At 47.8% G+C, this 24386-nt stretch carries 23 protein-coding genes and 1 tRNA gene; 6 read left to right on the top strand and 18 right to left on the bottom strand.

The window, feature by feature from the left end; genetic code table 11:
• Positions 1 to 13 precede the first annotated feature (13 nt).
• From AC5I6P_RS09335 to AC5I6P_RS09290, 10 genes are all read right to left on the bottom strand, one after another.
• On the bottom strand, positions 14 to 358 hold the full coding sequence (locus AC5I6P_RS09335; protein ID WP_495693474.1) for a HepT-like ribonuclease domain-containing protein: 345 nt from the start codon (positions 356 to 358) through the stop codon (positions 14 to 16).
• Positions 339 to 650 (bottom strand): nucleotidyltransferase family protein, encoded by a 312-nt coding sequence (locus AC5I6P_RS09330; RefSeq protein WP_495693473.1) that lies wholly within the window; start codon positions 648 to 650, stop codon positions 339 to 341. Before AC5I6P_RS09330 ends, AC5I6P_RS09335 begins: the two co-directional genes overlap by 20 nt.
• Positions 651 to 1804: 1154 nt before the next feature.
• Positions 1805 to 2752 carry a F0F1 ATP synthase subunit gamma gene (locus AC5I6P_RS09325; protein ID WP_495693472.1) on the bottom strand — a complete coding sequence of 316 codons (948 nt, stop codon included), beginning with the start codon at positions 2750 to 2752 and terminating at the stop codon, positions 1805 to 1807.
• An 89-nt stretch (positions 2753 to 2841) separates the two neighbouring features.
• Positions 2842 to 4359: a F0F1 ATP synthase subunit alpha gene (gene atpA / locus AC5I6P_RS09320; protein WP_495693471.1), complete on the bottom strand. Its 1518-nt coding sequence runs from the start codon at positions 4357 to 4359 to the stop codon at positions 2842 to 2844.
• Between the two features lie 51 nt (positions 4360 to 4410).
• Positions 4411 to 4965, bottom strand: coding sequence for an ATP synthase F1 subunit delta (gene atpH / locus AC5I6P_RS09315; RefSeq protein WP_495693470.1), 555 nt, complete (start codon positions 4963 to 4965; stop codon positions 4411 to 4413).
• Entirely contained in the window at positions 4966 to 5523 is a 558-nt protein-coding gene (locus AC5I6P_RS09310; protein ID WP_495693469.1) for a F0F1 ATP synthase subunit B, read from the bottom strand. It abuts the gene before it with no gap.
• 77 nt (positions 5524 to 5600) lie between these two features.
• The gene (locus AC5I6P_RS09305; protein ID WP_495693468.1) at positions 5601 to 6023 is read right to left on the bottom strand and encodes a F0F1 ATP synthase subunit B'; all 423 of its coding nucleotides are present in this window, start codon (positions 6021 to 6023) and stop codon (positions 5601 to 5603) included.
• A gap of 131 nt (positions 6024 to 6154) precedes the next feature.
• Positions 6155 to 6400, bottom strand: a complete 246-nt coding sequence (gene atpE / locus AC5I6P_RS09300) for an ATP synthase F0 subunit C (protein ID WP_162421525.1) — start codon at positions 6398 to 6400, stop codon at positions 6155 to 6157.
• Positions 6401 to 6505: 105 nt separating this feature from the next.
• Positions 6506 to 7318, bottom strand: coding sequence for a F0F1 ATP synthase subunit A (gene atpB / locus AC5I6P_RS09295; RefSeq protein ID WP_495693467.1), 813 nt, complete (start codon positions 7316 to 7318; stop codon positions 6506 to 6508).
• Positions 7319 to 7321: 3 nt separating this feature from the next.
• The gene (locus tag AC5I6P_RS09290) at positions 7322 to 7726 is read right to left on the bottom strand and encodes an ATP synthase subunit I (RefSeq protein WP_495693466.1); all 405 of its coding nucleotides are present in this window, start codon (positions 7724 to 7726) and stop codon (positions 7322 to 7324) included.
• Positions 7727 to 8141: 415 nt separating this feature from the next.
• Between AC5I6P_RS09290 and AC5I6P_RS09285 the strand changes: the two genes are divergently transcribed.
• Positions 8142 to 9482, top strand: coding sequence for a transposase family protein (locus tag AC5I6P_RS09285; protein WP_495693465.1), 1341 nt, complete (start codon positions 8142 to 8144; stop codon positions 9480 to 9482).
• A 333-nt stretch (positions 9483 to 9815) separates the two neighbouring features.
• On the opposite strand, the gene AC5I6P_RS09280 is transcribed toward AC5I6P_RS09285, so the two are convergent.
• The 3 genes from AC5I6P_RS09280 to AC5I6P_RS09270 all read right to left on the bottom strand — a co-directional run bounded on the left by AC5I6P_RS09280 (position 9816) and on the right by AC5I6P_RS09270 (position 11391).
• A complete protein-coding gene (locus AC5I6P_RS09280) occupies positions 9816 to 10268 on the bottom strand; it encodes a hypothetical protein (RefSeq protein WP_495693464.1) in 453 nt (150 codons plus the stop codon).
• A 76-nt stretch (positions 10269 to 10344) separates the two neighbouring features.
• Entirely contained in the window at positions 10345 to 10725 is a 381-nt protein-coding gene (locus AC5I6P_RS09275) for a MarR family winged helix-turn-helix transcriptional regulator (RefSeq protein ID WP_495693463.1), read from the bottom strand.
• Between the two features lie 528 nt (positions 10726 to 11253).
• Positions 11254 to 11391 (bottom strand): hypothetical protein, encoded by a 138-nt coding sequence (locus AC5I6P_RS09270; RefSeq protein WP_495693462.1) that lies wholly within the window; start codon positions 11389 to 11391, stop codon positions 11254 to 11256.
• Between the two features lie 221 nt (positions 11392 to 11612).
• Between AC5I6P_RS09270 and AC5I6P_RS09265 the strand changes: the two genes are divergently transcribed.
• Positions 11613 to 12545 (top strand): phosphoribulokinase, encoded by a 933-nt coding sequence (locus AC5I6P_RS09265; RefSeq protein WP_495693461.1) that lies wholly within the window; start codon positions 11613 to 11615, stop codon positions 12543 to 12545.
• A gap of 277 nt (positions 12546 to 12822) precedes the next feature.
• Here the strand turns inward: AC5I6P_RS09265 and AC5I6P_RS09260 are convergent, their stop codons facing one another.
• The gene (locus tag AC5I6P_RS09260; RefSeq protein ID WP_495693460.1) at positions 12823 to 13026 is read right to left on the bottom strand and encodes a hypothetical protein; all 204 of its coding nucleotides are present in this window, start codon (positions 13024 to 13026) and stop codon (positions 12823 to 12825) included.
• Positions 13027 to 13299: 273 nt separating this feature from the next.
• Between AC5I6P_RS09260 and AC5I6P_RS09255 the strand changes: the two genes are divergently transcribed.
• The 3 genes from AC5I6P_RS09255 to AC5I6P_RS09245 all read left to right on the top strand — a co-directional run bounded on the left by AC5I6P_RS09255 (position 13300) and on the right by AC5I6P_RS09245 (position 16203).
• Positions 13300 to 13373, top strand: a tRNA-Val gene (locus tag AC5I6P_RS09255).
• A 244-nt stretch (positions 13374 to 13617) separates the two neighbouring features.
• Positions 13618 to 14403, top strand: a complete 786-nt coding sequence (gene larB, locus AC5I6P_RS09250) for a nickel pincer cofactor biosynthesis protein LarB (RefSeq protein ID WP_495693459.1) — start codon at positions 13618 to 13620, stop codon at positions 14401 to 14403.
• Positions 14404 to 14529: 126 nt separating this feature from the next.
• Positions 14530 to 16203 carry a serine hydrolase gene (locus AC5I6P_RS09245; protein WP_495693458.1) on the top strand — a complete coding sequence of 558 codons (1674 nt, stop codon included), beginning with the start codon at positions 14530 to 14532 and terminating at the stop codon, positions 16201 to 16203.
• Between the two features lie 48 nt (positions 16204 to 16251).
• On the opposite strand, the gene obgE is transcribed toward AC5I6P_RS09245, so the two are convergent.
• Positions 16252 to 17289 (bottom strand): GTPase ObgE, encoded by a 1038-nt coding sequence (gene obgE / locus AC5I6P_RS09240; protein ID WP_495693457.1) that lies wholly within the window; start codon positions 17287 to 17289, stop codon positions 16252 to 16254.
• A gap of 255 nt (positions 17290 to 17544) precedes the next feature.
• Here obgE and AC5I6P_RS09235 point away from each other — a divergent pair, with 255 nt between their 5' ends.
• Positions 17545 to 18273, top strand: coding sequence for a PEP-CTERM sorting domain-containing protein (locus AC5I6P_RS09235; protein WP_495693456.1), 729 nt, complete (start codon positions 17545 to 17547; stop codon positions 18271 to 18273).
• Positions 18274 to 18584: 311 nt separating this feature from the next.
• On the opposite strand, the gene AC5I6P_RS09230 is transcribed toward AC5I6P_RS09235, so the two are convergent.
• The 3 genes from AC5I6P_RS09230 to alaS all read right to left on the bottom strand — a co-directional run bounded on the left by AC5I6P_RS09230 (position 18585) and on the right by alaS (position 24081).
• Complete coding sequence (locus AC5I6P_RS09230; protein WP_495693455.1) at positions 18585 to 19886, bottom strand: DMT family transporter; 1302 nt, start codon at positions 19884 to 19886, stop codon at positions 18585 to 18587.
• Between the two features lie 83 nt (positions 19887 to 19969).
• Positions 19970 to 21217 carry an inorganic phosphate transporter gene (locus AC5I6P_RS09225; RefSeq protein ID WP_495693454.1) on the bottom strand — a complete coding sequence of 416 codons (1248 nt, stop codon included), beginning with the start codon at positions 21215 to 21217 and terminating at the stop codon, positions 19970 to 19972.
• Between the two features lie 242 nt (positions 21218 to 21459).
• The gene (gene alaS, locus AC5I6P_RS09220; protein ID WP_495693453.1) at positions 21460 to 24081 is read right to left on the bottom strand and encodes an alanine--tRNA ligase; all 2622 of its coding nucleotides are present in this window, start codon (positions 24079 to 24081) and stop codon (positions 21460 to 21462) included.
• Between the last annotated feature and the right edge of the window lie 305 nt (positions 24082 to 24386).

Genomic DNA, 24386 nt, shown 5'->3' with positions numbered 1-24386 from the left:
AGGTGTTAAGAGTTCAGGAATACTCTTGCTCAAGGATTTGCCTAATCTTTGTATCAAGCTCAGGAATCTTGTTTTCTATTACATCCCAAACAATGTCAAAGTCAACACCAAAATAATTGTGAATCAACTGGTCACGCATTCCAGCCACTGCACGCCACTCAATTGCAGGATATCTCCAGCGCAAATCATTAGGCAATTGTTTGACCGCTTCACCAATCACTTCAAGACTACGAACATATGCCCGTTTTAACGTTTCATCTTGCATGAAAATTGCTTTGTCAAGGTGAGTGACGCTGGTAAGAATATAAGTTGTCTCGTCAAGAATATGCTGGAGATACTCACGCGCCGACGGAGACATATTCCACCTCGCGCAAGATTTTTGGACCGATATAAGGACTAAGTGATTCGACCGTAACTAAGTCAACGTTTCGACCAAACAAGTCTTCTAAGAAAAACGCCAAATGCATGAAGTTATCAAAGGTCTTTCGCTCTGGGTCAAAGACAACCAAAATATCAACATCGCTTTGCTCGTGAATGGCATCCCGCACAAATGAGCCAAACACACCGCACCGACTGACTCCAAATTGCTGTAGCTCTGATTGATGCTGATGCAAAAGACACAGAACTTGATCTTTGGTTTGTACAGGCATCGCTCACTCGGACTGACTTGCCGTTGAGTCTATCACAGGACTACTAGAGAGCGCGGCTTTGGCGTACAGCATAGATGAGCATTCAAGTGCGATCACAGAACTTCCGATTGAGAAAAGAATTATGAATTGGGGAACGTTTGAAGCAGCTCTGCTAATCACAAAAGTTCTGCGATGAGGCATTTTCCAAAAGTTCTACTGAGTTCACTTCTCCTAGCGAGTCTAGCTACCTCTGCCTGCCGTCCTTCTACCAACCGTTATGGACAAACAACTAACGCTTCATCACTAGCTGAGGAACAGCAATCAAGTCCACACCAGCCTGCTAAAAATTCAAGTTATTGGGTTAATGTCGGAAGCACAAGCAACGGGTCATTAATTGATGTTGATACAAATTCAATTCAAATAAATGGATCATCCGCAATTTACTTCACTCGTATGAGGCATAGCTCTCCACCTAATGGAGTGTCAATTACTGCCGTGCATGAAGTTATGGATTGCCGATCAGGTCTATATCAATCACTAGAGTATATGAGTTTTAGTAATCAGGGACGAATGATAGGGAGAGTCAAGAACCTTCTTCCATATCTCAGACCAAGCCTGGAACACTACAGGCAGGAGTTTACGGTCTGGTTTGTGGTCAGACTTCAACTAATTTTGATCCAGCTCTTAACCAGCAAATGGCAATGGAATCATTTCGTATGAATCAATAAATAGCAAAAATGGCATCTGAAAACTATTCAAGAATGAGCAGAATGAATGCACAAGCTTTATCTGAAGCTGCTATGCAAAGGTGGAATAGTTCTTCACAAGATTATCCCTGTGACTACACTACCCAGACAGACTCTTTAGGACGAGCTTGTGGGGGACGTGCAGCGATCGTGCGCCCAGGAGGAAGATTTTAACTAGGCATTCTGAGAACCCGTGCCAAGCTAGGTTGAGAGAACAGTTTGATTGTCACGCAGTACCTTTCCTGTCCCTATTTAGTATTTAAATATCGAAGTTGAACTTACAGACGAGTGAAAACACCCTACTCTTTAAGGACATCCTGATCTACCAGCGTCTTATCACGATTTGATTAAAGATACTCTTGCCTCGTAACCTTAAACGAAGAAGCGCCTGAAAATCTCAGGCGCTTTTCAGATTGACAAGAACCAGAATTAAGTCAGTGCATCTGCACCCGCGACCACCTCAAGCAATTCTTGAGTAATCGCCGCCTGACGAGCCTTGTTATAGCTCAACGTCAGCGATCCAATCAAATTACTCGCGTTCTCACTGGCGTTATTCATTGCCGTCATCCGCGCTGCCAACTCGCTCGCTGCCGATTCTTGTAGCGCTCGAAGTAATTGGTTGTTGAGATACAACGGCAACAGCGCATCAAGAATCTGTACCGGATCTTGTTCAAAAATCATGTCCTGCGGGAAGCTTTGAGTCGGAGATGTCACCTTCTCGCGCTCCACTTGGAACTGTCCGCCCCGACTCGTTAACCGGAAAATTTCATCATCCGACACTTCTAACCCTTGAGCATCGAGCGGCAGAAGAGTTTGAACTACCGGACGAGAGCTAATGAGCGACACAAATTTTGTGTAGATTAACTCAACCCGATCGACACTTTCCGACAAAAACATGGACAAGACTCGATCGCCAATATCCGCCGCTTCGGCGGCAGTTGGAATTTGTTCAATTCCAGCAAAACTAGCCGCGATCGGGTAATCTCGACGCTGGAAATATTGGGCTGCCTTACGACCGACAATCACCATTTGGTAATCGATGCCTTCGGCTTTCAGTTCTTTCGCACGAGTTTCCGCTCGACGAATCACGTTGGCATTGTAGCCACCGCACAAGCCGCGATCGCCAGAAACCACGAGCAATCCCACGGTTTTCACATCACGCTTTCTCAGCAGCGGGAGGTTCGCATCTTCAAAGCGCAACCGAGACTGCAAGCCATAGAGCACTTGCGCCAAGCGATCTGCAAACGGACGGGTTTGAATCACCTGCTCCTGAGCACGGCGCACTTTTGCCGCCGCCACAAGCCGCATAGCTTCCGTAATTTTCTTAGTATTTTTAACCGACTGGATGCGATCGCGAATTAATTTTAGGTTTGCCATAGTTGATCTGCTCGGATGGGGGGACGCTTCGGCAACGCTTCGCAAGCGGGAGATGAAAGGGATAAAGCTTCATCTCCCGCTTGCAGATATTACGCTGCTGCCAAATAGGTCTGTTTAGCCTCAGTAATGGCTTCTTTCAGAAGGGTTTCAGCTTCTTCAGTCAGTTGCTTATCCTTCTGCACAATCTCAACATAGCGAGGCTTACCCGTCTTGAGATACTCGCGCAAGCTCTTGATATAGCCAGTGATTTTCTCAACAGCAATATCATCCAAGTAGCCGTTGATTCCAGAGTAAATCACGGCGACTTGCTCGGCGACTGACAGAGGCGAATACTGCGACTGCTTCAGAATTTCGCGCAAGCGCTGACCGCGAGCTAACTGATTTTGAGTCGATTTATCCAAGTCAGAGGCGAATTGAGAAAACGCTTCCAATTCTGCAAACTGAGCCAGTTCAAGCTTCACTTTACCCGCCACTTTTTTCATCGCCTTGGTCTGAGCCGCAGAACCCACACGCGACACTGAAATACCAGCGTTCACAGCCGGGCGAAGACCCGCGTTAAACAAGTCAGACGACAAGAAGATTTGACCGTCGGTAATCGAAATTACGTTGGTTGGGATGTACGCGGATACGTCACCTGCTTGGGTTTCAATGATCGGCAGTGCGGTCATGCTACCGCCGCCCAAGTCATCGCTCAGTTTCGCCGCTCGCTCTAGCAAACGCGAGTGGACATAGAACACATCTCCAGGATACGCTTCCCGACCCGGCGGACGACGCAGCAGCAAGGACATCTGACGATACGCTTGGGCTTGCTTGGACAAGTCATCGTAAATCACCAAGGTGTGCTTGCCTTTGTACATGAAGTACTCGGCTAAGGTTGCACCTGCATACGGCGCGAAGTATTGCAGTGTTGCTGGATCGTTGGCATTTGCCGCTACCACGATCGTGTATTCCATTGCGCCCCGGTCTTGCAGCACTTGTACCACGTTCGCGACGGTAGACGCTTTCTGCCCGATCGCGACGTAAACGCAGATCACGTCTTCGCCTTGCTGGTTCAAAATCGTGTCAACCGCAACCGAGGTTTTGCCCGTTTGACGGTCTCCAATGATCAGCTCGCGCTGTCCGCGACCGATCGGAATCATCGAATCGATCGCCGTGATGCCTGTTTGTAGAGGCTCGCACACCGATTTTCGAGCAATGATTCCCGGAGCCATCGATTCGATCAGGCGAGTTTCAGTCGTTTGGATGTCACCTTTGCCATCAAGGGGACGAGCCAACGAGTCGACCACGCGGCCAATCATCGCATCTCCCACCGGAATTTGCGCGATCCGCCCCGTGGCTGTGACCGAGCTTCCTTCCTGAATCGTGCGTCCGTTGCTCATCAACACCGCACCAACGTTATCTTCTTCTAGGTTGAGCGCCATACCGACAGAGCCATCTTCAAACTCCACCAGTTCGCCAGCCATGCACTTCTCTAAGCCATAGATGCGGGCGATGCCATCACCGACTTGCAGCACCGTACCCACGTTGGCGACTTTGACACCTTCGTCGTACTGCTCAATTTGCTGACGAATAATATTGCTAATTTCGTCTGGTCTGATTGCTACCATTTCGGAACCTCAATTAAATAGGGAGAAGGGTGATAGGGAGGATGGAAAACGCTAAGCGGATTTTGTTAGGCTGAGCCCAATTCTACGAAGCTGACCGCGCATACTGGCATCAATGACTTGAGAACCAACTTTAATAATGACGCCGCCAATTAATTCAGGATCAAGTCTCGTTTGGAGTTCGACTTGATGTGCACCCGTCATCGCTTTGACTCGGTCGCGAACAGCGTCCTTTTGACCGTCATTCAACTCCACCGTTGAGATGACTTCTGCCAGCACTGTTTGCTTGAGCTTACGAAACAGGACTTGGTACTGCTTGCAAATCCCGTCTAGAAACATAATCCGACGCCGATCGACAAGTAGCATCAAAAAGTTTTTGGTGAGCGGATGTACCGATTCGCCAAAAACTCTTTGCAACACCGATTTTTTGGTGTCTGCCTTCGCCAATGGGCTCACAATAAATTGTCGCAGATCGCTAGATTCGTTAAGGGTAGAAAGAATCGAATTCACATCGTCGTTAAAGCGATCGACTAAATCACCCGATTGACCCAACGACATCAACGCCTGAGCATATGGTTCTAAAACTTCCGACGTTAAAATATCTGACATTTATGAACCCCCTCCCAATAGCGCAATGCTGCGATCGACTAGTCTCTGCTGCACACCATCACCCAATCGACTCGGCAAATCGCCTTCCGCTTTCTGCAACGCCAAGGCCGCAATGCGCTGACGCAACTCGTTAATCACACGCTCTTGCTCAGAGTTGAGATCTTGAGCGGCTGATTCGCGCATTCGCTGAACATCCTGCTCTCCTTTGGCGAGAATTTCAGCTCGCGATTTCTCAGCCGCTGTTTGAGCCGAGGCGCGGATCTTCGCCGCTTCTTGTTGCGCTTGAGCCAGCTTTTGCTGCTGCTCGGCGAGTCCTGCCGATGCCTTTTTCTTTCGGGCTTCTGCTTCTTGAAGTGCCGTCTCGATCGCGGCGCGCCGATCGCCGAGGATCTTACCCAAGAGATTCCGTCCAAAATAGACGACAAGCGCGATCGCAATGCTGAGGTTAATCAGGTTCGTTTCGAGAATATTAAAATTTAGACCGAAACCGCCGCCTTCTGCTTCCGCCGCTTCTGCTAGGAAACTCGCTCCGGTGGCGAGTTGCACAAAAATATCCATGTCTCTCCAAAACTGCGCTGTTGATAATCCCAAACTTGGTTTTTCTTTTCCGGGAGCCTCGATCAACTAGCAGTTCGCTAAATTCCGACTAAAAGCTTATCTAGAATTTCACGACTCAGGGCTTCAACCTGCTGCTCCAGAGATTGCATCGCCACTTGCTTTTGTTGGTCTAGCTCCTTCTGAGCCTGCTCTCGCTGAGCTTGTGCCTCTTGTTGAGCGTCGGCAATTTTCTGATCGACAATCTTTTGGGCTTCTGCCTGTGCCGCCGCGATCGTGGCTTGATATGCCTTGCGAGTATCGGCCAACTCAGTTTCATACTGCTTTGCCAACCGCTCTGCCTTTGCCAACCGCTCTTTTGCATCCGCCTCATTGCTGCGAATGTAATCGTTGCGATCGTCGATCACCTTGGTCATTGGCTTAAAAAACACCACATTCATGAGTGCCGCCAAAAGAAGAAACTGCACTGCCATGAGCGGCAGGGTCGCATCAAAATCAAACATTGTTCTAGGTCAAGGGCAAAGGGTAAAAAGAAGGGATGAGGGATGAGGGATGAAGATAAAAGGAGTTTCGCGGCTCTAGAAACCAGAAGCATTCAGGAGCACTCCCTTCACCCTCCATCCCTACTCTCAATCTATGCAAATGGGTTTGCGAACAACAAGACCAACGCGATTACCAATCCGTAGATTGTCAGCGATTCCATAAACGCGAGGGTCAGCAGTAGCGTACCCCGAATCTTGCCTTCTGCTTCGGGTTGACGAGCAATACCTTCGACGGCGCTGCCAGATGCATTACCTTGACCGATACCAGGACCGATCGCAGCCAAACCAATAGCTAACGCAGCAGCCAAAACAGAAGCAGCAGCAACAGTGGGATTCATAGTGTCTTTCCTTTGGTTGAAAACGAGACGAACAAACTTGATTGCTGGATTCTCTAACTCTGTAAACCAGAAGAGTCCAGACTCTAGAACATGCGATCGGTAGCGTTAGGGTGAATGAGCATCATGCTCATCCCCATGACCCTCGATCGCTTCATGAATATACGCAGCTGCCAAGGTAGCAAACACCAATGCCTGAATTGCACTCGTGAATAAACCCAACAGCATCACCGGCAACGGGACAAACAACGGCACAAGAAGCACCAGCACCGCCACCACCAATTCGTCCGCCAAAATGTTGCCAAATAGACGGAAGCTTAGGGATAGAGGTTTGGTAAAGTCTTCCAAGATTGCGATGGGAAGGAGAATTGGGGTCGGTTGGATATACTTCGCAAAGTAGCCCAATCCTTTTCTGCTGAAGCCTGCGTAAAAGTATGCCAACGATACCAACAGCGCCAGCGCGACTGTCGTATTGATGTCATTCGTGGGGGCGGCCAGTTCACCTTCGGGCAGCTTGATCAGCCTCCAAGGTACGAGCGCACCCGACCAGTTTGAGACAAAGATGAACAGAAACAACGTTCCAATAAACGGAACCCAGGGACGGTACTCTTTCTCTCCAAGCTGGTTTTTCGCCAGATCACGCACGAACTCCAGCGCATACTCCATCAAGTTTTGAATGCCTTTTGGAACGCGCTGAGCATTCCGGGTTGCCAGCAGTGACGCTGTTACCAGAATACCAATTACAATCCACGAGACGATAAAAACCTGCCCATGAATCTTTAGATTGCCAAGCTGCCAGTAGAGATGATGACCGACCTCTAAGCTGGCAAGCGTTAAGGAGTTGGGAACGTCAAGGAAATTTAGCATTTCTAGTGCAGGCAGTCCCAGATTCAAGGATTGATAGGGTTTTGCAGAACCCAAGTCCTAATTTTGGCTAGGAGTCAGCAGGGTTCGGAGGGTGTAAACGAGAAGCGTTCCTTTGTACGTCAGAAACCCCAAAAAAACGGGTAAGACATGCAACTCTTTCCACTGTGTAGCGACGATCATCACTCCAATGAAAACAGCTAGATGCGACTTACCGACTTGGCTTTTCTGTGTACCGAGGCGCTCTACGTTTCGCGCTAATAACTTCAAGTAAACCACACCAGCGCACGCTCCTAATAAATAATTCAGAGCGATGTTAAGGGAATAGAAAAACCAGACGGGAAAAACAATTAAACCCGTTAGGATGATCGTGACCACTAATAACTCTTGCTGGAGTTTATAGAAGTCATCCATTGAGTTGCTAGGCTCTGGTGCATTTGTACCAGATTCAAGGGTTTGCTCCATAACCAGGTGCGGCTCCGAAGTTAGGTCTACACTGCCATGATAATGATTGAACTCTTGAGGAGTCCAAGCTTAGCGAGACAATGTTAAGCCAGGAGCAATCATACCATGTAGAGGTAATAATACTTAATGGTAGCGATCGTTGGGTTTTGATTAATTGATCAAAAATCTAGAGCGAGTGACTGAGATTTGGCGCACTACAGCACTTGAATGGATTAGCGCGATTAGCGCAAAGCGCAACTTCAAAGAAAACGCGGCGCAAGAATTAAAGTCATTTGTGTTGAAGATGAGCAGATGCTTGAACTGAATGCGCCAGCATTGCCGCTGCTCAGTGAGTAGCGCTACACGACTTGGCAAGTTACCCGGAGAGGAAAAAGATAGCCCGAAGAAGTTAAGAGATGTTTCCTGAAGCCGTACGATGCTGCCTTTGATTGCTGTGCCACCGACGATTGCGAAGCAGTTGGCACAATACCGACAGTTGTTTTGCCGAGCGGCAGGGTTCGAGCAGGTGAGCCGATATGTGACCGGATTGCTGTTGAGTGCGAACAAAACCTTACAAGGGGTTGCGGCGCAATGGCTGTCCACTGAGGGGATCGGCAGTCGTCGAGCCATGCACGCTGCTGTGTTTGAAGCGGGCTGGAACAGTTCAGGATTGATGCCGCAGCACCGCAGCATCATTGCGTCCCAGCATCGGGGGCAGGGGCGAGAAGTGATTAGCCTCGATTGGACGCTGGCACATCATGATTGGGGCAAGCAGATCTTCGGCGTGAAGCGCTCGTATGATTACGTTCAGCATCGGATGAGTTGCTTTCAAACGGTGGTCACTGCCACGATTGCGAATCGCAGCCTGATAGATGGGATTGAGGTGGTGGTGCAACTGCCCGATTTTTCAGGGGCAGAACGGGAGTACCTGAAAATGACTGCAAAACCGAACTATGAAAGCCTAGAACAAGTCCGAGAACGATTGAGTGAGTTATTGCATTATCACAAGAACCGATTACAGTATCGTAAACGAACAGAGATAGCGGTTGAAATTGTTCGAGAGATTGAAACCGAAGGACAATTTTCCACAACGGATTATGCCTTTGATAACGGTGTGCTGACGCGAGAGCTAACGGAATTGATTGAAAGCTCTGGTAAGCATGGGTTCAGTGAAATTGAAAGCTCTCGCAATACCTTATGGAATGACCAGTGGCAGCGAGTCGATGCGGTCGAACGGGCATTACGTCAGGAACATCCCGAAAGCTTTCGCCCTATTCTCGTGCAATGTCGCAATGGAGAGACGAAACAGATTTGGGCATTTACCAAAGTGGTGCGGTTAAAAAAATTTGGGCGCAAGCGATTGGTCATGGTGCATGAGACCGAAGATTTACAAGATGCACCGCGATTCCTGCTCACCGATGCCTTGCATTGGGAAAGTGGACGAGTGATGCAGACCTGGAGCTATCGATGGTCGTGCGAGGTCTTTCATGAGGTGAGCAAACAGATGACCGGGTTGGAATCGGCTCAGGTACGCAACCAGGAAGCGGTTAACCGCCACTTCCGTCTCAGTTGTGTGGCGCAGTCGATTTTGCAACGCACTCCCTGTTCCGGCGCACGCTCTGAACGATTTCAATTTGCCCAAGGACGGCAAACCACAGGACAGAAGCTCCACACGCTCACTCGTCAGGCACTGGAGGACTTGGTGCAATTCATTCTGACTCAGTTCACGCAAGGGCAAACGGGCACGCAAATTTTGCAGATTCTAATGCCAGGTTAATTTGCACTGCCTTCAGCTGGGCAAAGCTGCCCTTTTTTTCTACACTGGTAACTTGCCAAGTCGTGGCGCTAAGCTGCTGAGCTAAAATTAGCTTTCCGTCTAGGTAGACCGCTTAAACAGTAATCATGGTCAGAAGTCCTGGAGGAGTTCCTTCTATATTTCTACGCTCCAAAGGAGCTTGTGAAGCGCTCCTTCGGAGTTTGCGAAGCGCGATCGCTCTAACGGCTAAAGTGAGCGGCAGCAAAGGAAATAGAACGAGGCACAAATCCCTATACTGTCCGCTCCACTACGTTGTTAGCGTGCTGGCACAAGCAGCTATGGGAAAGTTGCTGTTTAGTTCATCATCAAACGCATTGTTAAGTACAGCATAATGATGCTACTAGTTGATGAGGCGATGAACCTAACGCTGTTGTATCGCATGAGTCCACGAATTCCAGCCTTATCGGAGTAACCCTGACGATCAAGCCGACTATGAATCGGAACAGCAAAAACAAGACTCACGACCATAATAGATGCATTCAGTATAAGCAACATGAACACCCATTCAAGTTCGATTTCTGCTGGATGGAAGAAGATCAGGAGGAGGGTACTGAACATCAGAAGCGTATAAGGTGCATAAATACTGAACGGTAGCCTGCGCTCGTACTCTTTATGAAACGATACGAACTCTGTTTGCCCAACCCAACTTAAAAGTGGATAAGTTGTGACTTGTGTGTACCAATGCAGAGCGTTATTGAAGAATGTTGCAAAAGCTGCAATCACGAAAACAAAGATTTCTATACTCATGGTGTTTGTACCTTTTGTATTGTTTGTCTAAGAAAGCTTGCTGAAATGATTTGCATAACTTCAGAACAAATTGGAGTTATTCAGCAGTTTTCTTGAGTGTTGATGGCTTCCATGAGACGTTGCTCGTTGCAACGCGCCTCAAAAGTTCATTGAGAGTCTGCTGTTCCTGCGGTGTCAAAGCGGAAAAGAATTGTTGTGCGGCTTCAATCGATAAATTCTCTGCTGCTTGGAGTCGCTGCTTGCCAGCTTCTAGAAGATGAATTTCATAGGCTCGACGATCGTTTGCATGGGGTCGTCGTTCAATTAATCCCTGTTCTTCTAAGCTATTTAGAAGAGTAACCATTGTAGCTTTATCAACACGCAACTTCTCACCAAGGCGTGCTTGAACTATGTCACCTTCACTGGCTAGTAATTGAAGAATACCAACCTGAAGCGGACGTAGATTCAAGGGAGCCATAGCACGAGCATAAAACTGTGAACCAAGCTCAGTTACCCAATGAAGCACGAAGCCTGTCCAGTTACCAAGACAATCTGGCAGAGGCTCCCAGTCCAATTCGTGGCTATCAGTAGTAGGTAGATTGATGGGTGAACTTGAGCGTCTTAAGGACTGCTTTGGGGTTGTTTTCCTTTTCATAAAGCTAGTAGCACTCACTCAATAAACGTTAGCACAATAAACTTTTATTTTACAAACAATATTGAAGATTGCTCTGCAAGTGCCTTCAATCGTCCGTACTCGTCATCAAATGAAGCAGGCTAACGATTGAGTTGAACCGCACCGAGTCAATCAAGTAACACCAACTTTAGTTGGTAGTGCGGTTAACCTTACGTTAGGCAGAAAGGTTTCGTATTGCTTTCACTAGAGAACCTAGGTTTTTCTGTCTAATATCTCATTGGAGATAACTAGGCATATGGCAATAGAAACGCATCCAAATAAACTTTTAGACCCAGTGCGCGATCGCTGGACATATTTGAATACAAGTAGAACCTAAGCTTCCAGCCGAATTGATCCTAGTTTTGTTGCGTCAACTAAAGGTTTCGTCGCAATCAAACTAGAGTTGATCGGCACAGAACCTGATTTTGTGAGCGCGATCGCAGCTTTCATCGGAACAAAACCTGCCTCCATCGGGACAAAACTTAGTTTTATTCGAACAAAACCAGGTTTTATCGCGACAAAACCAGGTTTTGTCGCAACATTTCTAACTCTTTTCCATTCCTTAAATAAATGCTCATCACTTCTCTGTTGGAATTGACCTAGAAATGAGATCATGAGACTTAGGCGGAATAATTGTAGTTAAAACAGCTTAGTTAAAGAAGTGTATCGTCAGCCTAATGATTGGAGGAATCATGTCGAATCGCCCCATTATTCTTGGCATCGTCGGTGATAGCGCTGCGGGAAAAACGACTCTCACTAAAGGCATTGCACAGGTGTTGGGGGAAGAGAATGTCACCATCATCTGTACTGACGATTATCACAAGTACGATCGCGTGCAACGGGCAGAGTTAGGAATTACAGCCCTTGATCCTGATTGCAATCATATCGATATCATGGAGCAGCATTTAGCCTTGCTGCGATCGGGGCAACCTATTCTCAAGCCTGTCTATAGCCATAAAACAGGCATGTTTGAAGCTCCGCTCTATGTAAAGCCCAACAAATTTATCATTATTGAAGGCTTACTTGGTTACTCAACTCGTGCGGTGCAAGATTGTTATGACGTGAAGGTGTATTTATCCCCTCCTGAATCCCTACGAGCAGAATGGAAGGTGAAGCGGGATACTCAGAAGCGGGGGTACACCAAAGAGCAGGTGTTGGCAGAACTGGCAAAGCGAGAGCCAGATTCTGAGCAGTTTATTCGCCCTCAGCGATCGTGGGCAGATATCGTTGTCAGCTTCTGTCCTCCTAAAGCATCAAACGAGACAAATGGACATTTGGACGCTCGGCTCGTCTTGCGTCCAACAATTCCTCACCCAGAATTAACCCAGGTCGTCTCAACCGATGCAGCAAATACAAAGTCTGCCATTCGCCTCGACCTCGATCGAGATATGGGCAAACCTGTTGAAATTCTAGAAGTCGATGGACATGCAACTCGCGAACAGGTGCGAGAGCTAGAAAAATTTATGTGTAGTGAAATGCCAGATTTGTCTGCTGTATGTGCAACAGACGGCAGCAATATGGAGCTTGGCAAAGTGGCTGGAACAACGGGTGAGACACTTCAAAGCTATCCTCTAGCAATAACGCAATTACTCATTGTGTATCACATGCTAAAGGCAACAAAGTAATAGTGTGTCGCTAATTTAGACCGTTCCACAAAGCTGTAATGCTTTGTGGAATGTCTAAAGTCAAATCTTCGATCTATAAATGAGCTTTGCCCGTTTCTTTAGAGAAAACCGTAACTACAGTCAATAAAATTTGCCATTCCTACTTGTCAGATGGTGTATTGGCTTGGGATGAGGAATTGATTAATCTAATGTGTATTTTTCATGTGAGGTTAATCCACAAAAAAAGAGCCTTGCGGCTCCAAAATAGTGAAGTATTCAGAATCAATTCGGTCAATGCCTAGAAAAAGCTTTGCCGCGAGATCAGTTTCTCGATATCGGCTTGTGTCTGATGCAACAACTGCTCGCGGCTATCAGAGGTGCTGGTCAACTTAGGAACAAGGTTGCGAGTTTGCAATGCCATATGAAGCTGAAGCTGGGCGACATACTCGCTGAAGTCTTCCCGATGGGCGGGGTTGGGCAACTGCTGTGAACGCGAATTCAAGATGTTCTCCTTGTATAACGCTGCATGACATTGATTAATCTCCTTTAGAGTTCCTCTAAGTCGCTCGAAACGAAGATTAATTATCCTTAACTTAGATTATTAGGGAAGATGCTCAAAACTTCCACATTTCTTTAAAGTTATTTACGTAAACGGGCAGAGGTAATTTTCTAGAGGTTAGTCCAAAGTTGGATAGTGTACGTTTGTAAGAACTAAAGGATTGTCTCAAATCACTTGCATTCGATAACTCGTCTGTGTTAAGCTCACATACGGTTTGGACGCATAGCTCAGTTGGTTAGAGCACTACCTTGACATGGTAGGGGTCACAGGTTCGAGTCCTGTTGTGTCCATCTTCAGAGTTTGCCATAAATCAAGGTTAATCTTAATTCATGATCTGTTAATTCATGATCTGAATGTAACGCTACGCCTACTTGCAGAAGCGGCAAGATGAAGAGATTAAGTTAAATTCCATTGGTGTGGATAGTAGTTGTCAATTATTTGAGAAAGGCCATCATCCTGCTCACTCCACTTAATCCTTCATTAGAGCGTACGATCGCAATATAGTAGTTTTCGTTAATGCGATCGTACGCTCTAATGACTCAACCCGACATTCTCAAATCTCTTCTAGAATCGGTTTCCCAAGGTCACGTTAGTCCTGAGGATGCTCTCGATAAGCTGAAACATTTAGCATATGAACCCGTTGGTGAGTTTGCCAAGATTGATCACCATCGCGCTTTGCGAACTGGCTTTCCAGAAGTAATTTGGGGACCTGGAAAAACTCCAGAACAAATTGCTCAAATTATGGAGGCAATGAGGGATCAGGCGTCTGTGGTCATGGCAACTCGCATTGAAGCAGATGTATACGATCGCATTCAAGCGATTGTGCGCGATGTAACTTATTACTCCACAGCGAAAATTTGCGCGCTGAAGCAGGCTCCCTCGACAGAACTTCATCCTGGTACGATCGGGTTGCTTTCTGCTGGAACAGCCGACCTTCCTGTTGCCGAAGAAGCTGCCATCACCGCAGAGCTATGTGGCTTTCGAGTCCAGCGATTATGGGATGTCGGCGTCGCTGGCATTCATCGATTACTCAGCAATGTACATGTGTTGGCTGAAGCCGATGTACTGATCGTCGTTGCTGGAATGGAAGGGGCGCTACCGAGTGTTGTCGCGGGCTTAGCCAATTGTCCAGTCATTGCTGTCCCTACCAGTGTAGGATATGGCGCAAGTTTTAACGGATTGTCAGCGCTCCTCACAATGCTGAATTCTTGTGCAACGGGAATTGGGGTCGTTAATATCGATAATGGGTTTGGAGCGGCAATGTTAGCAGGGCAAATTCTGAGAACGGCAACAAGACTCAAGCTTCTAGAATGTCCTTAGTGGGTCCTAACTGAGTTGCCTTAACGACGTCTTGCTGTTCTTTTCCTCTCTCGCCACTTTGGCAAACTCAAGGTACAATCCCTAAAACCAAATAGCACTGTCTTCTATTGAGAAGGGAAATTTTGTATGTGGGAATTCGAGAACGGCGGGCAAGATAGACCTGACCCTAAAGCTTCCTTGCCCCGATCCTTCGGAGCTTCGCAACGACAATTGCAGCAGCGCATTCCTCAACAGCTTACACCTGTCAGTTCACGCGATCGTCGATCGTTGCGCTCAACGCATTCAGCTTTTAAGGAATCCCGCCGTTCGTCCCGCAACGAAATCAAAGCAACCCAACTCGCCGCTCATCCAACCCAATCTCGCAAGGCACATGCCGTAAAAGAAGCGCGCCGTTCTCAGCCGTTAGAACCGCTTCAACGTAGAAAGACATGGTTTTCTTTGCCGTTTCAGATGTTTTCTCCGCTTGCAAGAACGGGTCGGCGAAGAGTCGCATCCCAACCATCTACCCTAAAGCCCACCGGAGCCTCTCACTCTCAAGAACATCGCCTATCGGTTGTGATGCCTCCTGTAAATTCCGTTTCCGAAAGGCATCACAACCGTTCTTCTAGACTCAAAGCTTTGTCTGAGCTTCGTTCCACAAAACCTTCAACTGCGAAGCTTGAATCATTGACGTCCCGCCGGGAGGCTACCTCATCTCGTCCTCGGACACCTTCAGGACTGGCGGTTCTCTACGGAACCCGGTTGCTGATTTTAGGCGTCGGGGTTGGCGTTTTGGCCGGGACAATTCTGTCCGTTTGGGACCCTGCTCGGCAGTTTGCGACAGGAGGGCAACCTGAGAAAACAGAAAAAGTTGCAACGGCTCCGAGTCAACCTCCACTGCCAACGTTAGAACTGTCAGAAGAAATTGCGCCGCTCAAAGCTCAGATTCAAGCCGCGATCGCGCCTCTGACCCAACTCACTCCGGGCGTAATGGTTGTCGATCTGGACACGCACGCCTTTTTAGATGTCAATGCCTCAACTGCTTTTGCAGCAGCTAGTACGATTAAATTTCCCGTTCTCGTTGCCTTTTTTCAGGATGTAGATGCAGGAAAGATTCGCTTAAATGAAATGCTGACCATGCGCCAGGATCTGATTGCAACAGAGGCGGGTGATTTGCAGTATCAGCCGCCTGGATCGCAGTTTTTAGCGCTAGAAGTGGTTACAAAGATGATCACGGTTAGCGACAATACAGCGACGAATATGATTATCGATCGTCTCGGTGGCAAGGAAGCTTTAAACCAACGGTTCCAAGCTTGGGGTTTGACCAATACGATGCTTCAAAATCCGCTTCCTGATCTCAATGGCACGAATACTAGCAGCCCGAAAGATATGACAACGCTAATGAGTATGGTGAATAGCGGACAGATCATGTCCTCGCGATCGCAAGAACGAATGCTAGATATTATGCGAAATGTCATCACCGATTCGCTGCTGCCAAGAGGCTTGGGAGACGGAGCAACGATCGCTCACAAAACAGGTGATATCGGTTCAATGGTGGGAGACACAGGCATGGTAGACATGCCTACTGGCAAACGCTATCTCATTTCTGTGTTGGTCAAACGTCCTTTCAATGATGACCGTGCTCAAAATCTGATTCGTCAAATTTCGACGCTGACATATCAGTATTTTGAGCGGTCTAGCAAACCCGTTCCAGCGAGTCCCAATCCGGCTCAAACAAGCCCTAGCGCAGCCAGCCCTACACCTGCAAGCTCGTCACCGCTTCCTAATGCTGAAGGCGGCGAATCCCTCAGACGATTCTGAAATTGCCCGTTCAACCTGCTGTCGTAAACCAGATTTTAGTGAAACATATTACGGATAGCTGACTTCTAGTTCGCTATCCTCAGTTTCCTTGAGCTGATCTAGCATTTGCCAAAGCTGATGCATCAAAGCGTCTAATCCCATGTGCGTTGCGGCTGAAATTTTGAAGATGGGAGCGTGACTGAGCGATTGAAGTTCGGCAGCGATCGCATTCACTTCATTACTATCAGGATCAATCGCATCCAGCTTATTCAGCGCTAGAATTTGCGGACGATCGGTTAAACCCCGTCCATACGCTTTCAGTTCTTCTTGAATGGTTAAATAGTCTGCGATCGCGGTTTCTGAGGTTGCGTCTACTAAGTGCAATAGCAGGCGAGTCCGTTCGACATGGCGAAGGAAATCATGTCCTAAGCCAATGCCCATGTGTGCCCCTTCGATCAATCCGGGAATGTCGGCAAATACTGTTCCATCCCCAGTGGGCTTGCGAACGACTCCCAAGTTTGGAATTAACGTTGTAAAGGGATAATCTGCAATTTTCGGACGAGCAGACGACAGCGAAGAAATGAGCGTTGATTTACCCGCGTTGGGTAAACCAATAATGCCAACTTCTGCAAGCAATTTGAGTTCCAACCGCAACAGACGGCTCTCGCCCGGTAGCCCTGGTAAGGCATGTTCTGGAGCACGGTTGCGGTTGCTGAGGAAATGCTGATTGCCTAATCCTCCTTTTCCGCCTGCCGCTACGCAAAGAGTTTGTCCTACTTCGGTTAAATCCCCAATTAATGCCCCGGTTTCAGCATCGTAAACCATTGTGCCCACCGGAACCTCGATGATGCGATCGCTTCCTCCTGCTCCAGTCCGATTATTTGGGCCGCCGCGCTGGCCGTTGTCTGCTTTAAACAAGCGGCTGTAGCGAAAATCCAACAGCGTTTGTAAATTTTCATCTACTTTGAAAATGACCGAGCCGCCCTTACCACCATTTCCGCCCGATGGGCCACCCGCAGGCACGTACTTCTCTCGTCGGAAGGCGACTAATCCATCGCCTCCATCACCCGCCTGTACCTGAATTTCTGCCTGATCAATAAATTGCATACTGCTACGGTTAAATCCCCTTTGCTCTGATCATAGTAAGACAACGCAAACTTCATCCACACGAACGCTTCGTATCGCTTAATGTCTGAACGAGCTTTGAAGTATAAAAAGAATCATTTAATCCGTAAAAACATCGAATTCGACTATAAAGCTCTGATGAAAGCATCCGTACTCGCTGTGGAATGATGTTATGTTTTACGAACAGGCAAGATTGTGTATTGCCAAACCTTACTCAACTATACAAACCTTTCTCAGATGATGAACTTTTCAAAATTTGCTGCCGTTGCAACTGTTGCAACCGCCGCGATCGCAACATCTTCCGCGGTTATGCCTAGCTCGGCACAGGCATTCAGCCTAGCCATTGATCCCCAATTTGGTAGCACCGAAAACACAGGCTCTACTGCCAAGCTAAACTTTGACTTTGTTCAGAGTGGTTCTAGTGTGTTGCTTAACTTGGGCATGATCAACACCACGAATGGCATTGTTGGTTTAAAGGCAACAGAATCTACGTTGGTGGGCATCGCCTTCGATACGCCCGACACGGTGTCCGGGGTATCGCTGCAATCCCCGAACGGTAGCGCCTTCACCCAGCTTTGGCAAAATGTATCACTGCAACCCTTCGGCACATATGACGTTGGCATCAGCACACCCCGAAATAGCTTTGAAGGAGGAAATGCAAATCAAGGCTTAAAGGCAGGAAAGTCAGCAACCGTTAGTTTCCTTTTTAATACAACACTTGACGCAACAGCGCTTGAGAAGGTATTCCTAGAGGGTTTTACAAATGGCTCTTTGCGAGCGGCTGGACGCTTCCAACAAGTGGATGTTGGCAGTGGTAGCGATAAGGTTAGAGGTGGCATCATCCAGCCTCCTCCTGTCCAGAAAGTTCCAGAACCAAGCGCATTGCTGGGTATTCTGACGATGGGTGGAGTCTTGCTAGGACACAAAAGGCTGCAAGGGAAAACTAAGCTTACCCAGTCCGTTTAATTCAATGTGAAATTAAGGTCACTTGATTCAAAATTGCCCTGACACACAATGTCAGGGCTTTTTGTATTTTCTATTGAAACCAGGTCGTTCCTAGATCAGATAGCCTTGCTGTTGTTCTCATCCAGATCGTTTCTCTCTCGTATGGAAACGCTTCTGCTTCAAACTCTAGTGTTTCTATTTCAAACTGGCTCCGGGCCGGCCATTGCGATCGCGATGTTCATCGACGGCTCACTTCCCCTACACTGCAACTTTCAAAAAACCGCGCCTTATAACTATTGCACGGTTCACTAATCTCTGATTTTGCCTCTACTTTATTTGGCAGGTTTGGCGGTCGCCATCTTTTTCATCCGCTCAAAGCTTAAGCCAGTGACGCCGATAGTGACCAGCAAAATGCCCACCACTTGAATCTGCGCCAATTGGTTTTGAAGCACGATCGCGGCTAATACAGCAGTTACGACTGGGCCACTCGATGCAATAATTGATGCCCGTGCTGCGCCCATATATCGCACCCCAAAGTTATTGGTGAGGTAGCCAACCAACGTTAACGCACCAAGAACAAAGCCCCCGATCGCTAGCCCAAATCGATTTTCTGCCAGCACCGAAACTCCTAAATTGATAGGAGACAACGCGAGACCTAGGCTAGATAGAAACAAAATTGTGATGAACTGAACCAAGCTTACGGAGACCGGATGCAGTTTCTTGAAGCCAAGTTGCATCAACACGAGGTAGAACGCAAACGACACGCCCGCTAAAACTGCGGCAATCAAGCCTCCTCCATTCACCGCCCTAGTTGATAGAGACGGAATTGCGGTCAGAATTACCCCCAGCAAAATTAACATCATGACGCCCACGCGTAAACGAGTTGGCTGATCGCCAAAGAGCCACCATGCTAACGGAACCGTCACAAGCGGGTACATAAATAGAATCGTGACGGCAGCACTTGGTCCAATTTGCCCGATCGCAACGTAAATCAAAACTTGAGAGAGAAACAGAAAGCCACCACTACCAATCACAGCCAGCAAAGGTCGTCGATTTGCGAAAGGCGCACCGTGAGAATCGCGGTTTAGCACCAGTCCTTTTACTTCAGCCCAAACCGGAGGGTGGAGCGACGCTGCGATCGCAACCATCATCGGCAGCACAATTAGCATTCGTACCCAGAGAATCAGCAGGGAATTTCCCAAACTGGGCTGAATAAATCCGCCAAAAGAAACCAAACCAAACAGATTGCTTGGTTTTCCTAAAATAATTTTTACAATGATGTTATGAATCGAAAGCGCCATCGTTGAGAGTAGAACGAGCCACAGTCCAACTTGTATTCTCGAAACCAGGCTCGATTCCAGTTTTTCCCGAACGGGTAAGGGAGCCGCCGGAAACTCTAGGGGAATCGGCTTTGCATCCGGTAGCATTGCGTTGCCGTTGTGTGACTGAATGGGCTGATGCACGGCTTCTTGCAGCGATCGAAACTGGCGCTGCAACGCTTCTATGTCTTGCTGCAACCTCTCTTTCGTCATTTCTAAGTGAGCAATATCTTGTGACAATTGCGCTGCGTCGGAGTAAGGATGCTGTGGATCTTGTGCCCCTGAAGGATTGGATTGCGGATATTCTAGCCCCATTCGTAATTCACCCTAAGCGTTCATCAGCCTGTAAAACAGTATTCCCTTAAACTATTGATGAGCAAAACGTGAAGCAAACAATTTTAATTTGCAAAAAGTAACTTAAAGAGTGTGAATGTGACTATACCCAGCCCAGCAGAGATGGGAATTGTGATTAGCCAAGTGCAGGCGATCGATCGCACCGTTTTGAATCGGATAGAGTTCATGCCCTGAACTAATCCAACTCCCACGACTCCGCCAACTAGAGCATGAGAAGTAGAAACAGGCAGTCCAAAGCGCGAAGCAATCAAAATTGTGGTGGCTGTCGCTAGTTCTGCACAAAATCCGCCGCTTGGTTGCAGCGCGATGATACCCTCCCCAATGGTGGTAATCACTCTTTTACCCAAAACTGCTAACCCTGCTACGATTCCGGTTCCCCCTAAGATCAGCGTCCAAAGCGGAACCTCAAAGTCTTCTAAAGGAACAGTTCCAGTTCTATGAATATGAGCGATCGCAGCTAGAGGCGCGATCGCATTGCCAACATCATTCGACCCGTGCGCAAATGCCACAAAACACGCGCTGACCACTTGAAATCGAGCAATTAACGGTTCGATGGACGATACAGAGGTTTTTGTTTTTAGCTGTCGCCAACTGGAGAACGACAGAGCGATTGCCCCAAACGCCCCGATCACGATTGAGATGTCGTGGTTCGGAAGTTCAACGCTGAAGTGATGTAACCACGCTCCGATTGGCTGGCTCAGTGTGGGCAGAACAATCACACCGAAAATGCTCATCAGGGCTGCACTCAGCCAAGGAATCCATTCTTGAAATTGAATGGTGGATTGAGGATGGTCTAAAATTTGGCGTTTAATCAGGCTGTAAAAGCAAGCGGCGATCGCGCCGCTAACGATTGGGGTGATGATCCACGTGGCCGAAATTAACTTAATTGCTTGCCAATCGACAGCTTGAGATCCAATAGCGATAAAACCGATGCCTGCGATCGCACCAACGGTAGCGTGAGACGACGATACTGGAAATCCAAAAAACGTTGCAATGTTAAGCCAAATTCCAGCCGCAACCAAAACAGCCATCATTGCCAATAACAAGACTTGAGGGGAATCGGCGAACCATTGTGGATCGACAACGCCTGTAGCCAATTTTTCGGACACTCCTTGTCCAAACAGAACTGCTCCTGCAAATTCTAAAATTCCGGCGATAATTAAGGCTTGTTTGAACGTAACGGCCTTAGAACCAACAGATGTCCCCATTGAATTAGCGACATCATTCGCGCCGAGGTTCCACGCTAGATAAAAAGCTACAAGGCAGGGGACGACTAGAGAGAGATATGCCATGAACTCTGGAATTCTATGATCGTCCTATGAAGCATAGTACAAGATGGTCGAGTGATACGTCCTGAACGAAGTGTCTGCTCAGCTAGGTAAAAATCAGGGCTGTCTTTGCCCAAAGGGTTTCTCCTTTGACTTCTAATGCCAATCTAGCCCCTCTACCCTGATTTTTAGACTTGCGAGTGAGATACTGCTTTGAAATTTGCAGAGCATTTTCTTTCTTTGAAGTTGCGCATTGAGCGAATTGCCTACTCCAAGCCAGTTCGCAGTTGATTTTTCGCTTCGGCTAACGCTTCAGGAAGTTTACTCGCGTCCCGTCCGCCTGCTTGAGCCAAATTCGGGCGACCACCGCCTCCGCCTCCACAAAGCTTTGCGATCGCGCCCACCAATTTTCCAGCCTGCAATCCCTGTTTCACAACCGCCGGGCTAAACGCCGCCACAAAACTAACCTTGCCTGCTTCCGGCACAGAACCGAGAACCACTGCCCCTTCACCTAATTTTTGCAGCAATTGCTCAGCCGCTTTTTGAAGAGAGGCAGCATCCACACCTTCAAGTTGCGTCACGAGAATCTTGAAGCGTCCAATGGGTTCTGCTTGGGTGAGAAGCTGATCGGCTTTTGCGATCGCAAGTTGCCCTTTCAGTTCGTCAAGTTGTTTCTGTGCGGTCTTCAGTTCCGTTTGTAGCACTGTGACGCGATCTGTGATTTCTTCAGGTTTGACTTTGAAGCGATCGCTCAAATCCTTAACAACGCTTTCTCGAACATTCAGATAATCTAGAATTGCTGGACCTGAAACCGCTTCAATTCGGCGAATTCCAGCCGCAACGCCTGTTTCTGAAATAATTTTGAACACACCAATTTCGGCCGTATTTCTAACGTGAGTTCCGCCGCAAAGCTCCATCGATACACCCGAAAAATCGATCACTCGGACTTCATCACCATACTTTTCGCCAAACATGGCGATCGCGCCTTTCGCTTTGGCATCCGCGATCGGCATAGTCGAAATCTGAGCGTCGTATGCTTCAGCAATCCAAGTATTAATTTGTGCTTCAATCTGTTGGAGTTGGTCAGTCGTGAGGGGCTTGGAGTAGTTGAAGTCAAACCGCAACCGATCAAACGCTACTAAAGAACCAGCTTGCGAGATCGACTCATCAACAATTTTTCTCAATGCTGCTTGTAGCAAATGCGTTGCAGAATGATTTGCGGCGGATCGCTGTCGGCACGCCAAATCAATTTGAGCTGTAACCAGATCGCCGACGCGCAACGTGCCCCGCTCAATGCGCCCGAAATGCACAAAGAACGCGGATTCTTTTTTCACATCTTCTATGCGAACGACAACAGAATCGCCTGAGAGATAGCCGCGATCGCCAATCTGTCCGCCTGATTCTGCGTAGAACGGCGTTTGATTTAAAACAATCTGAACATTAGTACCTGCTTCAACTTGATCGGTCGGCTCACCATTGACGAGGAGAAGTTCGACCTTAGATCGACTACTCGACTGTTGATAGCCCACAAATTCCGTTTCATGAATGTTGTTCGCGAGTTGATCGAGCGTTCCTTGAACAGTGAGATCGACCGTTTTGTGAGCGTCTCGACCCCGTTTGCGCTGCTCTTTCATCTCAGCTTCAAACCCTGTCATATCGACAGTTAAGCCTTTTTCAGCCGCAACTTCTTCTGTTAGTTCAACCGGAAATCCATAAGTGTCGTATAGCTCAAACGCATCCTTACCAGAAATTTGCTTCGTTTCTTGGCTCAGAATATCAGCAAGCAATTTTTCACCGCGATCGAGGGTTTTACGAAAACGATCTTCTTCAGTGTGCAGTTCGGCTTTAATACTGTCTGCTTTTGCTCGCACCATTGGATAAGCAGATTCAGAAAGCGCGATCGCGCTTTCTGCCACTTCTAGCGTAAACTCTCGATCAACTCCAATCAACCGCCCGTGGCGCACAACCCGACGAATTAACCGACGCAACACGTAGCCGCGTCCTTCGTTCGATGCCGTGATTCCATCCGACATCATGTGAACCACAGCTCGGATATGATCTCCAATGACCTTGAGTGAGACTTTTGTAGGCTCATCGGTCTGAGCATAGTCGATTCCAGCAATCCTCGCCGCTGTTTGTACAATCGGAAAAATTAAGTCTGTCTCATAATTATTTGGCACATTTTGAAGAATCTGGGCCATTCGCTCCAAGCCCAAGCCTGTGTCAATATTTTTATTTTGAAGCGGCGTGAGGTTGCCTTCTGCATCCCGGTTGTACTGCATGAAGACAAGATTATAGAACTCAATAAAGCGAGTATCGTCTTCTAAGTTAAGGTTGTCTTCTCCACGTTCAGGATGAAAATCGTAATAAAGTTCAGAACATGGCCCACACGGGCCGGTTGGACCTGACACCCAGAAATTATCATCGGCTCCCATCCGCTGAATTCGATGTGCCGGAATGCCAATTTCGTCTCGCCAGATCGCGAAGGCTTCATCATCTTCCTCAAACACGCTAACAACAATACGATCTGATGGCAGCCCATAGGTTTTTGTCGATAGTTCCCATGCCCAGGCAATCGCTTGCGACTTAAAGTAATCGCCAAAGCTGAAATTGCCTAGCATTTCAAAGAAGGTGTGATGCCGTGCTGTGCGTCCTACATTTTCAATATCATTGGTGCGGATACATTTCTGAGCGGTTGCCGCGCGAGGAAATTCCGATTGGCGCTGACCTAGAAAAATCGGTTTGAACGGCAGCATTCCTGCGATCGTTAGCAAAACGGTCGGATCTTCAGGAACCAACGAAGCGCTAGGTAAAACTTGATGACCGTATGCTGCAAAGAAATCAAGAAACTTTTGTCGAATTTCAGCGCCGCTCAGAAAACTAGACATGGGGAGTATGGGCTTTGAGTAAAATGACGAGTCTACTTATCTTAATCATGCCGCAGGATTTTCACCAAGACAGAATACCTTTGAAATTAAAATCACTCTGTGAGCAGCTTTTGTTACTCAAGAATTTCGAGGACGTGTTACGCAGGTGTTAGTGCTCACGCAAACAGAGACCGCCTTTCCCACTGGGAAAGGCGGTCTCGCAACTAAGCTAGCCGCCAGGCTAGCGAGTTAGTTCAAAGATTATCCCTGAATAGCAGGAGCAGAGAGCGCCACAGGAGCCGTCTCCGAAGCTGCCAAGTCCAGCG

The sequence above is a fragment of the Myxacorys sp. genome (assembly GCF_059501405.1).
This window is presented reverse-complemented; position numbering and strand designations above follow the sequence as displayed.